Source organism: Metabacillus halosaccharovorans (genome assembly GCF_002019635.1).
In the GTDB taxonomy this organism is placed as follows: Bacteria; Bacillota; Bacilli; order Bacillales; family Bacillaceae; genus Metabacillus; species Metabacillus halosaccharovorans.
On the sequence record NZ_KV917371.1, the window covers coordinates 1,966,385 to 1,980,153 of the forward strand.

Genomic DNA, 13,769 nt, shown 5'->3' on the forward strand with positions numbered 1-13,769 from the left:
CACCTCATAATGACAACAATTTTGCACTATTTTCCTCAAAGTTTTCTTGATTTAAAGATTGAGTAACTGTTAATTTTCTATATAAACCTGGTTGTCGCATTAATTCGTCATGATTACCTATTTGAACAATTCTACCTTCATCCAATACAACAATGACATCAGCATGTTGGATGGTCGATAATCGATGTGCAATAACTAAAGTTGTTTTTTTCTTCATTATCCGGTCTAATGCTGTTTTTACGAGGTGTTCTGACTCACTATCCAATGCGGAGGTAGCCTCATCTAACAAAAGAATAGGAGCATCCTTTAATATTGCCCTGGCAATAGCGATTCTTTGTTTTTGACCACCTGAAAGTCGAACACCTCGTTCACCAATTTCTGTGTCATATTGGTCGGGTAAAGACATGATAAATTCATGAATATTTGCATGGGTTGCTGCACTAATCATCTCTAATTCTGTTATATTAGGGCGCGCTAGTAATAAGTTATCTTTAATTGTACCTCCAAAAAGGAAAGTTTCTTGTGCTACTAGAGCAAACGTACTTCTTAATTCAGATAGTGTAAGTTGAGCAAGTGGTGTATCATCCATTAAAATTTGTCCTGATTGAGGTATATAAAATCCTTGTATAAGGTGAAATAATGTTGTTTTTCCGGCACCGCTAGGACCGACAAATGCGATTACCTTACCTGTTTGAATTGTAAGGTTTAAGGAATCAAAAATGATTGTTTCGGGTTCATAGGCAAATGAAACATTATGAAATTGGATCGATGTAAGTACTTTTACTGACTTTTTATATGTAGGAAGTTCATTATCCTTTAATGGGATATCTAGCACAGTTGATATTCTTTCAACGGCTGATGCCGAACTTTGAAAACTTCCCCAAATTCCAGCTAGCCCTGTTAATGGACTTATTAAATGCTGCATGAGAGTAACAAAAGTTAACAACGAACCTACTGTGATTTGTCCATTAGAAACAAAAAAAGCACCTAAACAAAGGCTTATAATGTAAGAAAGTGAAGATATTAGTCCTCCAACAACATAAAAGGTACCACGCAGTTTTGCATTTTTCATTTCTAAGGCAAAAAAGGAGTGGTTTTGTTGATTAAACTTTCTTATAAAAAATTGTTCAACGAGAAAAGTTCGTATGATTGAAAACCCTTGAAACGTGTCGTTCAATAGGCTATTCATATCACCAATCTTATTATAAATTTTCCTACTATTGTTTCTAATAAGAATACCGAAGATACCACCTGTGACTACTGCAATGGGTATGATTAGAAGGCTAAGTACTGATAATTGCCAATTTATTTGGAGCATATAAATAAAAACAGCTATAGAAATTAAAGGTAATTGAATAAGGTAAATAAGATTGCTGCCTATCACCCCATCAATGCAATTAATGTCATTTGTAAAATGAGTCATTAGATCACCAGTACGAAATTTTGAGAGCTTATCTGGTGGTAATAACATAATTTGCTTTAGAACGTGTTCCTTTAAATCCCTTTTTATTTTACTAGTTACATAAGATTCTAAATATGTGTTAAAGAAGGTAACTAATTGCCCGATCGCTACTAGTAATATGACAATAAGAAGTAATGATTTAATTTTTTCAAATTGTCCTGACACAGCAGCATCTGTAATTGTCCCGAAGAACCAGGCGAAGCCGATTGTTAAAAAGATATCAATGAATAAAATAAAAATTAGTCCTGTATATGACTTCCAGCTTGAAAGAATAAAAGGGCCTAGTAGTTGGAAGGTTTTCCGGATTCCTTTTAAGTCTATTTCTCTAATAACTGATAATAATTTTGCAGTTATCATAGTGAGGCTCCTGAACTTTTTTTATTTATGAGAACTATAGAAAGAAAGTATCTTAGTAGTTTGGAAACAATAGGGAATGAAAGCATAATATAGCTCCACATGATAGAGGAAAGATCACTTACATATCTCTTTCTTTTTGTATTTTCTATGGTGGCGAGCTTACCGATTATTTGAGTTTTGTTAATAGGATCATCTGTAATAAGGTTTGTATCACCTTTAAGGATAAATTGCTTTTGACAAGTGTCTGTTTTTTGGACAGCTAGTAAACGATGAGCTATTAATTGACCAGAGCTGGCATGATATAGTAAGACATCTCCTTTTTTTACATTCATTTCATCAAATTGAACAAATCGACATATGTTTCCCTTTTTTATGTAGGGGTACATACTAATTCCATATGAAGGAAGGTCCATCCACCCGTACTTGTTTATAGTTCGTATTAATAACTCAACTGTACCTTGATTAAACTGCATGTTGAATCAATCCAAAATCCATTAGTTCACGAAGAAAAACTTCTATATGATTAGAAAGATTTATATTATCTAAATTAAACTGTACTTTTACACTTTTGGTAAGTGCTTCAGTGGACTGAGGGCTTTCAAGTAGAGACCAGCAAAATCCGCCTATATCATTTAATTTCGTTACTGTAAATTGATTTGTGTTCATAATGATCCATTCTTGATCAAGCTGAACAGTTTCAAAATCATCTTTTTTTATATATTGTTGCATTAAGAAATCATCTCCCAAAAGGTGTTGTTTTTTTGAAAATAGAGGTCATATACAGGAACTTGATTAACTAACGAATGAAGAAGTTTAAATATTTTCCTGGCCTCTGATGAGGATTCTGTCCAGTAGAAAACTTTATCCATTAGTTGAAGCAAACTTTCACCTCTTGGTAATCTTTCTCTACTATTGGATACGGACTGATTTAATAGGTGAATACTTTTTAGTTTAAATGGACTTGGAAAGCAATCTCCATTTAATTCACTCCTAAACGGAGAATCGTATGTAACCACATCATTTGAAGTAATCTTAACAATTGTTGCTTCATCTGCCAGTAGTTCTCGGGGATAGGAAAGTCGTGCAACCGTTGATTTGCCAGCTCCCGAATGTCCGGTAAAAATATGGGCCATCCCATTATTTATTGCACAAGAAGAGTGAATTAGAAGTCCCCAATTTTGGTGGACAATGAAAGAACTGTATAGATTCATAAGTGCATGTTTAAGAGCTAGTTCATCATGAATAAAAAGATATGCATTCTTATATGAATGATCGAGTTTAATCAGGTAATCTGCACGTTTATAACTTATTTCATTATGGGTTTTAATAACTGAAACATCATAATCTACAAAGGGTAAACCGTATCCGTCTTCAATATAAATGGTTAAATCTGATGATGTTTTATTACGATTTTGTATTAAATAGTTATGACGAAAAAATTCTTTGATACCAATAGAGGGTGTGTTAATAAAGAAATGATGTTCTCCAATAGTCAAGTGTAGATTGTACATACAAGAAGTACTCCTTTTTGGAGAGGTCAAGATAGAAATTGACCTCGAGTAAAGTTATTATTTGTTTCCCTTTCCTTTGCCGTTTCCTCCGCCATTGTTATTACGTGGGCCTGTATAAGGATCATTAGGATAGTTAATCCCACCATTACCTTTACCTGGATGATCAAGGTTGCCTCGTCCCTTATTCCAACTCTGAGCAGTTTCAAACCGAATAGCCTGATGCTCTAAAACCAACGGACGATCGTTATCTGTTTTTGTAGTCATTTATTCACCTCTTTCATTCACTATAAAGAACAAAAGAGTTAAAAAAAGAAACTAATATAGTTCATTTCTCTCTTTATTGTTCTCAATAACATTATATATACCTAAAAAACAAAAGGAAAGTCTAAATTTTCGACAAAATTTTCTATTAAAAAAACAAAATATAAAGGAGAGGAGACTGATTGTTCAATATAAAGAATCCTATTAAAAACAAAAAGCACAACCAGCAGCCATCAAGCCGCCGATTATGCTTTATTTATCATTCTCGTTCTGTAATCTCCATTTATTAAATTCCAAAAACTCTTTAAACTGTTCCTTAGACACACCGGATTTCATTGCATCCTGTACCAGTTTTGTCCATTCTAAATCGAGCTCTTCTGGATCGGTTTCGTTTTGTTCATTTAGAAGAGTGTTTACTGATACACCAAGAACAGATGAGACCTTTTCTAAAAATTGCACAGAAGGATTTGACTGGAGATTTCGCTCAATCGAACTTAGGTAGGATTTTGCGACTCCTGCTCGTTCTGCTAGTTCAGACAGTGATAGATTTTTTTGTGTGCGATATTTTTTTATTCTCGGACCAATCACGTCAAGTCACCTTCCTTATTGAAGCTATTATAACATATAAAGAAGGGTTTGTTTTATATGCAGAACACGAAAACAAAAAAATTTACATTCACTTAATACTATAATGATGATTTTAAAACGGCATCTGACTTTTTGGATAAGAACTCTTTAATCTCTTCTACACTGATTCCTAGTTCGAGTGCCTCTAGTATAAGCTCAACCCATTCTTGATCAAGCTGCCCATCGTGTGTGATTTCTCCAATTATTCCCATTATCCTTTTCCTCCTAAAATACTAATCTGTATTTCAGGCAGCCCAGCCGTCTTAGTTGTCAACCTGAAGACCCGTGACTTTGCGTCCCTACTTTTCAATAGGTTTGCCTTTGTACTGATTAAGTTGGCATCAATTGTTAATAGTATATTTCTATTGTCCTTTATTTATGTATAACTATTTAACTATTGACAATGTCTATTATAAAAGAGAATTGTTATCATTGTTTGCAGAACTTTGTCGACGAAATAAATTTTTTTCATTTATCTGTAATTTTTACAATGAATTTACAAACGTAAGTGGGGAGTATAGTTTTTATAAGTTTTTCCTACATGAGATTTACAAAAAATTATTAAAGTTAAGAAATGATAAAAATAAAATTTGTCGAACGAAAATTCCATTTTCATCATTTGTGTTTCTCCTAAGTAATTTGTATCATTACTTAGGAGTTCAAAATTCCTTCAGGAGTCAAATAAAAGATGCCGCCATTTTGAATGGAAATATGGATTTGTGGTTCATACAACTCTTGTAATGCTTGTTTTTCAACTTCGTAGCATTCGGGTTTTTCTTCTAGATCTTCGTAAAAATGATTTAATAGTTCTAAATCTTTGTTCCATCTTTCTCGCGCTTTGTCTGCCCATGAATGATCATGATTGTGTATATCTTGTAAAATGAATTGTTCAATCCGTTTTAACCCGCTTTGCGGCTTTATGAGGGGTGTCATGGTAAAGCAAAGGTCTGGAATTTTTGGTGTTAACTCTAAATTTTCAAGTTTTTCTTGGAATTTTTCTACTATCACTCCACTTACTAAGTGTAACCCGATGGAATAGAGTTGATCTTTTTTCATATCACATTGATAGGAAACCATGATATTGACTCCGATCCAAGGGTGGAGGGGAACATTTCCTCCACGTGGTTTGACGTGCTCAAAAAGTCTGATATAGCTTCCTAACTCTTTTGTTGATTGAAAAATTTGGTGAAGACGAGGGGCTCCAAAATGCATAACCTCACCTTTTAGGTCTTTTGGTGCGCGATTCTGGTCTGTGATGAGCGTAAGCTTCATTGGGTTTGGGACCCCGTTTGTTTTTTCAAGGTAATGCCAGTAAAAAGGTCTGTTCATTAACAGCTTATCCATTTCAATAGTAAGTTGTACGGTTATATATCCTTCTTTGTTTTCAAGAACTTCACAGGAGTTGGATGTGAAAAAACTTTCTAAAAAGTGATGAATTTGCGCTTGTTGCATACTTCAGCCGCCTTTCTACTTATCTCCGCTTGCTGCTTTACGTTGTTCTTGTGAAGCTTGAGCATAATCAAGAATTGATGTTAAATTCTCCATTTTAATTTTCATTTCTCTGTCATTTTTTGAATGATACATAATGTCTTGTATATGTTCTTCAAAGTTTTTTATTTCTAATCGAGTGAGAATTTCATCAAGGTCACCTATGACTTTTTCAAATAAATGTATTTTGTCGTATAAAAGAGTTAATATATGTTCTTCAACCGTGTTTTTAGTTGCCATATTGTATATGTTAACGTCTTGTTCTTGTCCTAAACGGTGGATACGGCCAATTCGTTGTTCTAATCGCATTGGGTTCCATGGTAAATCATAATTGATAATATTATGACAAAATTGAAGGTTGATTCCTTCACCACCGGCTTCTGTTGCAATTAGTACCTGAACACGATTTTTAAAGAGTTCCTTCATCCAATCTTTTTTTCCTCTTTTAAAGCCTCCACGAAAAGGAACAGACGTAATGCCATGCTGCTGAAGAAACCATTGTAAATAAAATTGAGTTGCGCGGTATTCGGTGAAAATAATGACTTTATCATCCAGTTGCTTTATCAATTCTACTACCTTTAAAGCTTTCGAATTTTGAGTAACACCGTCAATGGCCATCATAATATCTTTGATCACATCATTAGAGAGTACTGTTTCCTCTTCTTCAGGCCGATCAAGCATTTTTTTTAGCGTCATATAGACAGCTTCACGACTACTGCAGGCTTCTCGCTGTAGGGTCATGATGGAGAAGGTGTTTGCAGCATATTGTGAAGATGACTTTAGAGCAGTGATAGTGTCATAAAGATGTTGTTCAGTTTCAGAAAATTCAATTGGCACTGTTTCAACATTACGCTTTGGCCAATCAATACCAGTGTCACCGCGTCGATTTCGAATCATAACCTTATTAATGAGCTCGCGTAATTGCTCGTGGTCTTCGATTGAACGTTCCTTCGCAGAAAAAACATCTGAAAAATAAGCTTCGTTTCCGAGATGACCCGGCTTTAATAAAGATACTAAGTTAAAAATTTCTTCTACTCTGTTCTGAACAGGTGTTGCTGTTAATAGTAAACAATATTTCTTCTTTAAATTTTGAACAAATTCATAGTTTTTTGTTTTATTATTTTTTAGCTTGTGTGCTTCATCAATAATGACTAAATCATAGTTCTGGTTATAGACAATGTCTCGGTGTGGGCTTCTTTTGGCTGTATCAATAGACGAAACAACCACATCACATGCTTCCCACACATAGCTTTTCTTTTGTTCTACAGCAGGTATAAAGAATTTTTCATTTAATTCACGGGCCCATTGTGAAACAAGTGATGCCGGGACGAGAATGAGTACTTTTTTGACCAGTCCTCGAATCATATATTCTTTTAAAATGAGGCCTGCTTCAATTGTTTTTCCTAATCCGACTTCATCAGCAAGGATTGCTTTTCCATTCATGTTTTCAACTACTCTTTGCGCTACCTCCAATTGATGAGGAAGAGGTGTGAAGTGTGGCAAGTGTTTTGGAGCTTGTAAGCCTTCAAATGAAGGTACTTGTGTGTTTTTTTGTACTTCATAGGCAAGCTTATATAGCTCCCAATTTGACCACGGACCATCATTATCTAATTTTTCCATAAACCCCTTCTGCCATGAAGAATCGAAGTTCGTCTTTATATTCATTGTAAAGACAGTCCTTTCGTGATAATTACTTTTTTAGAATGTTCACGATTTTTTCTTTAATGTGTGAAAAATAATATAAAAATAGAATTTAATTAATAAAAACCGAACGATTAACCACAAAAAACTTTTATTGTTAAGATAAAAAATGATTGTCGAAAGGCTGATCACATGGTAGGATGTTAGTAAGAAAGTTCATCATTTTCATATCTTTCAGTCAGCTTAACGCTTTCATTTCGATATGAAATGCAAATGTTTAAAATGTCAAATGTCATAATTCAGGTTTTAGTAGTATAACCAACACAAAAACAAAATATGTGCGGATGAGAATAAGGGGAGAGACTATAGCTAAGTATAGCGCCGAAGGAGCAAACAATTGTGAATCTCTCAGGCAAAAAGACTCTTATTTGACGCGACTCTGGAGAGTGTTTGCATGAGTTCATGTAAACTACCAAAGGGGAAAGCCATATGAGGTGGTAGATGTCTTTTTACAAGACATCTATCAGCATGCATAAGGTAAACTTTCAGGTGAAAAGGACAGAGACTTCCATTTGTAATTGGGAGTGCTATGTCCTTTTTTTGATGCCATTTTTTAAAAACGGAAGGAGTAGTCCACATGTCAGAACTACATCGAACACCTTTATTCGATCTTTATAAGGAGCATGGTGCCAAGATAATTGATTTTGGAGGCTGGGATTTACCTGTTCAATTTACTTCTATTAAGGATGAACATGAAGCAGTTCGAACAAAAGCAGGGTTATTCGACGTATCACATATGGGTGAGGTCGAGGTTCGAGGTGAAGATAGTTTAGCTTTTTTACAAAAGGTTGTCACAAATGATGTGTCACTACTTAAGTCTGGCGGCGCTCAATATACAGCTATGTGCTATGAAGATGGCGGAACAGTGGATGATTTACTTATCTATAAAAGAGCGGAAAATGATTATTTACTAGTGATTAATGCTTCGAACATCGAAAAAGATCTTGAGTGGCTACTATCCAATAAGAATGGAAATATCTCAATCGAAAACAAATCGGAAGAATATGCACTACTTGCTCTGCAAGGACCAGTGGCTGAAGATGTTCTCCAAATATTAACTGATACAGACCTATCTGAGATCAAGTTTTTTAAGTTTAAGAATGGCATAAAAATTGCTGGTGTTGATGTGCTAATTTCAAGAACGGGTTACACAGGTGAGGATGGGTTTGAGCTATATTGTGATTCAAATGATGCTGTGACGTTATGGAAAAACATCCTTGAGGCAGGCAAAAGTAAAGGAGTTATACCATGTGGACTTGGTGCTAGAGATACATTGCGATTTGAAGCAGCGTTACCATTATATGGACAAGAACTATCAAAAGACATAACTCCGATAGAAGCGGGTATTGGATTTGCGGTGAAAACGAACAAAGAAGCTGAGTTTAACGGAAAAGCAGCTTTAATGAAACAAAAGGAAAAGGGAACAGCTCGTAAGTTAGTTGGAATTGAGTTAGTGGAAAAAGGGATTCCACGCCATGGCTATGAGGTCTTTGCCGGTGAAGAATTAATAGGTGTTGTCACAACAGGAACTCAATCACCGACTTTAAAGAAGAATATTGGTTTAGCTCTACTAAAATCTGAATTTACACAACTAGGTACGGAGATCGAAGTTCAAATTAGAAAAAAACGCTTAAAGGCTAAAGTGATTGCCACACCTTTTTATAAAAGATCCAAATAATTACGCTTTATATATCCGAATGTAATCTGAGAGGAGATTTTTAGCTATGAATCATCGTTACCTACCAATGACAGATCAAGACAAGCAGGAAATGCTTCATGCAATTGGTGTTCAATCAGTTGATGAGCTGTTTCAGGATATTCCTGAGAGTGTTCGTTTTAAGGGAGAGTATAAGATTAAACAAGCAAAATCTGAAACAGAGCTCCTTAAAGAATTATCACAACTTGCAGCAAAAAATAAAGATTTACGCAAGAACGCTTCATTCCTAGGTGCAGGAGTTTACGATCATTACATGCCGATAATTGTTGACCATGTGATATCCCGCTCGGAATTTTACACGGCGTATACTCCTTATCAACCTGAGATATCTCAAGGTGAACTACAGGCAATCTTTGAATTTCAAACGATGATTTGTGAGCTAACCGGAATGGATGTGGCGAACTCATCCATGTATGATGGAGGAACAGCATTGGCTGAAGCAGCAATGCTTGCAGCAGGACAAACCAAAAAGAAGAAAGTCCTTATTTCGAAGGCTGTTAATCCGGAAACACGTGATGTGGTAAGGACATATGCGGCAGGACAATATATTGAAGTGATCGAAATACCTGTAAAAAACGGTGTAACAGATATAGATGCATTAAAGCAAGAAATGGATGAGGATGTAGCAGCGGTTTTAGTTCAATATCCAAACTTTTTTGGTTCTATTGAGCCATTAAAAGAGATTGAGCCGGTTGCACATACTGGCAAAAGTATGTTTATTGTTTCATCAAACCCTCTTGCTTTAGGTGCATTAACGCCTCCGGGAGCGTTTGGTGCTGATATTGTTGCAGGTGATGCGCAACCATTTGGAATTCCTACAGCATTTGGAGGACCACATTGCGGTTATTTTGCTGTAACAACTAAATTACTACGTAAAGTTCCAGGCAGACTTGTTGGTCAAACAACAGATGAAAACGGAAAACGCGGGTTTGTTTTAACACTTCAAGCACGTGAACAGCATATTCGACGAGATAAAGCGACTTCTAATATTTGCTCAAATCAAGCATTAAATGCTCTTGCTGCCTCTGTAGCTATGACAGCTTTAGGGAAAAAGGGTGTTAAGGAAATGGCGATTCAAAATATCCAAAAAGCCAACTATGCAAAAAGAGCTTGTATAAAGGCTGGTTTAGAAATTCCATTTGATCAACCTATATTTAATGAGTTTGTAGTTAAGCTGGCTAAACCTATTGTTGAGGTTAATAAGCACCTTTTGGAAAAAGGTATTATCGGTGGATTTGATTTAGGGAAAGTCGATCCTGAACTTGAAAATCATATGCTGATTGCGGTGACAGAGCTGAGAACAAAGGACGAAATCGACACACTTGTGAAGGAATTGGGGGATGACAATGAGTAATCAAGATCAAGCATTAATCTTTGAATTAAGCAAAGAAGGACGTATTGGGTATAGCTTACCAGAGCTTGAAGTCGATGAATTGTCGTTAGATGAACTAATTCCTGCTGATTATATTCGTACAGAAGAGGCATTGCTCCCTGAAGTGTCAGAGCTGGATATTATGAGACATTACACAGCTTTATCGAAGCGAAACCATGGAGTTGATTCCGGTTTTTACCCATTAGGTTCATGCACGATGAAGTATAACCCGAAAATCAATGAAAATGTTGCGCGAATTGCAGGTCTTGCACATATCCACCCTCTACAGGACGAGTCAACAGTACAGGGAGCAATGGAGTTGCTATTTGACCTGCAGGAGCATTTAAAAGAAATTACGGGAATGGACGAAGTTACTCTTCAACCTGCGGCAGGTGCACATGGGGAGTGGACTGGTCTTATGATGATCCGTGCCTTTCATGAAGCAAACAATGATACGAAAAGAACAAAGGTCATTGTTCCTGACTCAGCACATGGTACAAATCCAGCATCTGCTACGGTAGCTGGTTTTGAAACAATTACAGTTAAGTCAGATGAAAATGGATTAGTGGATTTGGAGGATTTACGTCGTGTAGTAGATGATCAGACGGCTGCATTAATGTTAACAAACCCAAATACGTTGGGATTATTTGAAGCACATATTTTAGAAATGGCTCAAATTGTTCATGATGCCGGCGGTAAGCTTTATTACGATGGAGCTAACTTAAATGCTGTTTTAAGTAAAGCAAGACCGGGAGATATGGGATTTGATGTTGTTCACCTTAATCTTCATAAAACATTTACTGGTCCTCACGGTGGCGGTGGTCCTGGTTCTGGTCCGGTTGGTGTAAAATCTGATTTAATCCCGTACTTACCGAAGCCGGTATTAATAAAGACAGAAGAAGGATATCATTTTGATTACAACCGACCTGATTCGATAGGTCGTGTGAAGCCATTCTACGGGAACTTCGGGATCAATGTCCGAGCATATACGTACATCCGTACAATGGGCCCTGACGGCTTAAAGGCTGTAACAGAATATGCTGTGTTAAATGCGAACTATATGATGCGCCGTCTAGCACCATATTATGACCTTCCATTTGATCAGCATTGTAAACATGAGTTTGTTTTATCAGGTAGACGTCAGAAGAAATTAGGTGTTCGTACACTTGATATTGCGAAGAGATTACTCGACTTTGGTTACCATCCTCCAACGATTTATTTCCCGTTAAATGTTGAGGAATGTATCATGATCGAACCAACCGAAACAGAATCAAAGGAAACACTTGATGCATTTGTTGATGCAATGATTCAGATCGCAAAAGAAGCAGAAGAAACACCAGAAGTTGTGCAAGAAGCACCACATACAACTGTCGTAAAAAGACTGGATGAAACAACAGCAGCAAGAAAGCCGATTTTAAAATTTCAGCGATAAATGTGAAAATGACCTACTTGTATGTAGGTCATTTTTCGTAATGTTTTTCAGGACATTATAATTTATGCGCATATTCATTCAGACGTTTCGAGAGTTGTTCAATCTCCATTACTGATTTGGAAATTTGCTGCATGGATGTTGCTTGATTACTTCCGATCTGATCCATTTCCTTAATTGAGTTTGCCATTTGCTTTGTAACTTTTTGAATTTGTCCGGTAATTTCATTGACCTTTTGGGTAGAAGAAACAGTTTCTCTGGAAAACTTTCTGATTTCATTTGCTACAACTTCAAATCCTTTTCCTTTTTCACCTGCACGTGCTGCTTCTATTGCTGCATTTAGCCCAAGCAGATTTGTTTGATCGGCAACCTTCTTAATCATGGCTAATACGACATCAGTTTCTTTTACATTATCTCCAGCTTGTGCGGATTGAATAATAAGCTCTTGTATATACTTCGCTAGTGTATGGGAACCTTCAGCAACAGTTTTAATTTGATCGTTCGCTTCAGAAAGTGCTTGTGCGATTTGTTCAGCTATATTCTTTAATTCTGTTTGCTTTCGAATTTGGACTGCAATTCCTCCAATAACGTTATTATTAACATCAAAAAGGGGGAGAGCTGTACCTGTAAATTCAAAACCATAGAACTCAGCAGGAACATCGGCTTGTAATCGCTTCTTTTCGCGGATAGCGATAGACAGTGGTTCTTCAGGATTTATTTTTTGTCCGCCCTTAATATTGAGGTTGATTTGTTCTCCTGGATGATAAGAAAGGAATTGCTCTAAATCACAAACTGCTATGGATAAATCAGCTGGAACGGCTGCTTTTATAACGGGGATTAATTTAATTAAGCTTTCTAAAGAATCTATTTTGTTGATCATTTGATATTACTCCATTCATTGTAATCTTCTACATCATACATAATACCCTATTTTATAGTAACTTTCTTCTTAAACAAAACTCACAGTTAGTTATTTGGCGGTCGTACATTGTCTTAAACATACAATTCATGCCGAAATAATGTTAATCTGCAAACATTATGACTACTTTTTAGAACCTTTGTCGAGAGGGAGGAATTGAGTACATGATTAGTAGAACTAGTAGTATTAAGAAAAATAGACAAAGGTTGGTGTTCAGATTGGCAGCAAAATATATAACGATTTCAAAAGCGGCCGCATTAATCGGCGAAAAAGTATTTGTGTTAAAGCAGTGGGAGGATGATTTTTGTGAGCTTATCACCATAAAAAGAGATGAAAGAAATATGCGGCTATTTACTGGAGAGAACATTGAATTTCTTCAAAAAATTAAAGCGTATAAAGATAGAAATTTAGATAATGAGACGATTAAACAACTTCTGCAGCAGCAATCCGTAAGTTCACCAGTTCAAGAAAGCCTGGATCAGGCAGAAGTTGCTGAGCTGAAAGCAACTCTGTCAAAAATTACTTCATTTATTGAATCCAAACAAGTTCAGTCTGCCTTCCAAATGGAGGAACGACTTGATTTGCTTGAGAAAAATGTGATTTCATCCGTTTCAGAGAAAATAAGTGAAACAGCTAAATTGCAAACAGAGGTAGCACGGATTGAGTTTTCAGATCTCCAAGACATGATTACAAGTTTAGAAGTGACAGCTGAGGCGGAAAGGGAGTCTTTTAAAGAAGAAGTTCATCAGGAAAGAGAAATAGCACAACGAAAAACAGATGAGCGTGAAGAGCGATTCTTGGCATTTGTAAGAGAGCATCAATACAAGCAAGAAAAAATGAAGCAAGATAAATCGGGATTTGGATTTTTAAAACAAATATTAAGCTTTGCCAGATAAATGAAAAGGGTCGCTTTAAATCGCGACCT

The 13,769-nt window shown here is 36.0% G+C and carries 14 protein-coding genes and 2 riboswitches; of the genes, 4 read left to right on the top strand and 10 right to left on the bottom strand.

Annotated features, from left to right (window positions below; genetic code table 11):
- Positions 1–4 precede the first annotated feature (4 nt).
- The 9 genes from BK577_RS09175 to BK577_RS09215 all read right to left on the bottom strand — a co-directional run bounded on the left by BK577_RS09175 (position 5) and on the right by BK577_RS09215 (position 7,371).
- On the bottom strand, positions 5–1,819 hold the full coding sequence (locus BK577_RS09175; RefSeq protein ID WP_078432610.1) for an ABC transporter ATP-binding protein: 1,815 nt from the start codon (positions 1,817–1,819) through the stop codon (positions 5–7).
- The gene (locus tag BK577_RS09180) at positions 1,816–2,292 is read right to left on the bottom strand and encodes a signal peptidase I (RefSeq protein WP_078432611.1); all 477 of its coding nucleotides are present in this window, start codon (positions 2,290–2,292) and stop codon (positions 1,816–1,818) included. Before BK577_RS09180 ends, BK577_RS09175 begins: the two co-directional genes overlap by 4 nt.
- The gene (locus tag BK577_RS09185) at positions 2,282–2,548 is read right to left on the bottom strand and encodes a PqqD family protein (RefSeq protein ID WP_078432612.1); all 267 of its coding nucleotides are present in this window, start codon (positions 2,546–2,548) and stop codon (positions 2,282–2,284) included. The genes BK577_RS09180 and BK577_RS09185 overlap by 11 nt, the downstream gene beginning before the upstream one ends.
- Entirely contained in the window at positions 2,548–3,330 is a 783-nt protein-coding gene (locus BK577_RS09190; protein ID WP_078432613.1) for a hypothetical protein, read from the bottom strand. Before BK577_RS09190 ends, BK577_RS09185 begins: the two co-directional genes overlap by 1 nt.
- Positions 3,331–3,387: 57 nt before the next feature.
- Positions 3,388–3,594 (bottom strand): hypothetical protein, encoded by a 207-nt coding sequence (locus tag BK577_RS09195; RefSeq protein WP_078432614.1) that lies wholly within the window; start codon positions 3,592–3,594, stop codon positions 3,388–3,390.
- 249 nt (positions 3,595–3,843) lie between these two features.
- Positions 3,844–4,179 (bottom strand): helix-turn-helix domain-containing protein, encoded by a 336-nt coding sequence (locus BK577_RS09200; protein WP_026558808.1) that lies wholly within the window; start codon positions 4,177–4,179, stop codon positions 3,844–3,846.
- A gap of 98 nt (positions 4,180–4,277) precedes the next feature.
- Complete coding sequence (locus tag BK577_RS09205; RefSeq protein ID WP_078432615.1) at positions 4,278–4,430, bottom strand: anti-repressor SinI family protein; 153 nt, start codon at positions 4,428–4,430, stop codon at positions 4,278–4,280.
- Positions 4,431–4,463: 33 nt separating this feature from the next.
- A riboswitch (cyclic di-GMP riboswitch) is annotated at positions 4,464–4,548 on the bottom strand.
- Between the two features lie 321 nt (positions 4,549–4,869).
- Entirely contained in the window at positions 4,870–5,670 is an 801-nt protein-coding gene (locus BK577_RS09210; protein ID WP_078432616.1) for a YqhG family protein, read from the bottom strand.
- 15 nt (positions 5,671–5,685) lie between these two features.
- Positions 5,686–7,371 carry a DEAD/DEAH box helicase gene (locus tag BK577_RS09215; RefSeq protein WP_078432617.1) on the bottom strand — a complete coding sequence of 562 codons (1,686 nt, stop codon included), beginning with the start codon at positions 7,369–7,371 and terminating at the stop codon, positions 5,686–5,688.
- A 320-nt stretch (positions 7,372–7,691) separates the two neighbouring features.
- Positions 7,692–7,781, top strand: a riboswitch (glycine riboswitch).
- 203 nt (positions 7,782–7,984) lie between these two features.
- Between BK577_RS09215 and gcvT the strand changes: the two genes are divergently transcribed.
- The 3 genes from gcvT to gcvPB are packed head-to-tail and all read left to right on the top strand — an operon-like array spanning position 7,985 to position 11,928.
- Positions 7,985–9,085, top strand: a complete 1,101-nt coding sequence (gcvT, locus tag BK577_RS09220; protein WP_078432618.1) for a glycine cleavage system aminomethyltransferase GcvT — start codon at positions 7,985–7,987, stop codon at positions 9,083–9,085.
- 46 nt (positions 9,086–9,131) lie between these two features.
- Positions 9,132–10,478 carry an aminomethyl-transferring glycine dehydrogenase subunit GcvPA gene (gene gcvPA / locus BK577_RS09225; protein ID WP_078432619.1) on the top strand — a complete coding sequence of 449 codons (1,347 nt, stop codon included), beginning with the start codon at positions 9,132–9,134 and terminating at the stop codon, positions 10,476–10,478.
- Complete coding sequence (gene gcvPB, locus BK577_RS09230) at positions 10,471–11,928, top strand: aminomethyl-transferring glycine dehydrogenase subunit GcvPB (RefSeq protein ID WP_078432620.1); 1,458 nt, start codon at positions 10,471–10,473, stop codon at positions 11,926–11,928. The genes gcvPA and gcvPB overlap by 8 nt, the downstream gene beginning before the upstream one ends.
- 55 nt (positions 11,929–11,983) lie before the next feature.
- Here gcvPB and BK577_RS09235 read toward each other — a convergent pair whose 3' ends face one another.
- The gene (locus tag BK577_RS09235; protein WP_078432621.1) at positions 11,984–12,805 is read right to left on the bottom strand and encodes a methyl-accepting chemotaxis protein; all 822 of its coding nucleotides are present in this window, start codon (positions 12,803–12,805) and stop codon (positions 11,984–11,986) included.
- A 203-nt stretch (positions 12,806–13,008) separates the two neighbouring features.
- Between BK577_RS09235 and BK577_RS09240 the strand changes: the two genes are divergently transcribed.
- Positions 13,009–13,740 (top strand): MerR family transcriptional regulator, encoded by a 732-nt coding sequence (locus BK577_RS09240; RefSeq protein ID WP_078432622.1) that lies wholly within the window; start codon positions 13,009–13,011, stop codon positions 13,738–13,740.
- Positions 13,741–13,769 lie beyond the last annotated feature (29 nt).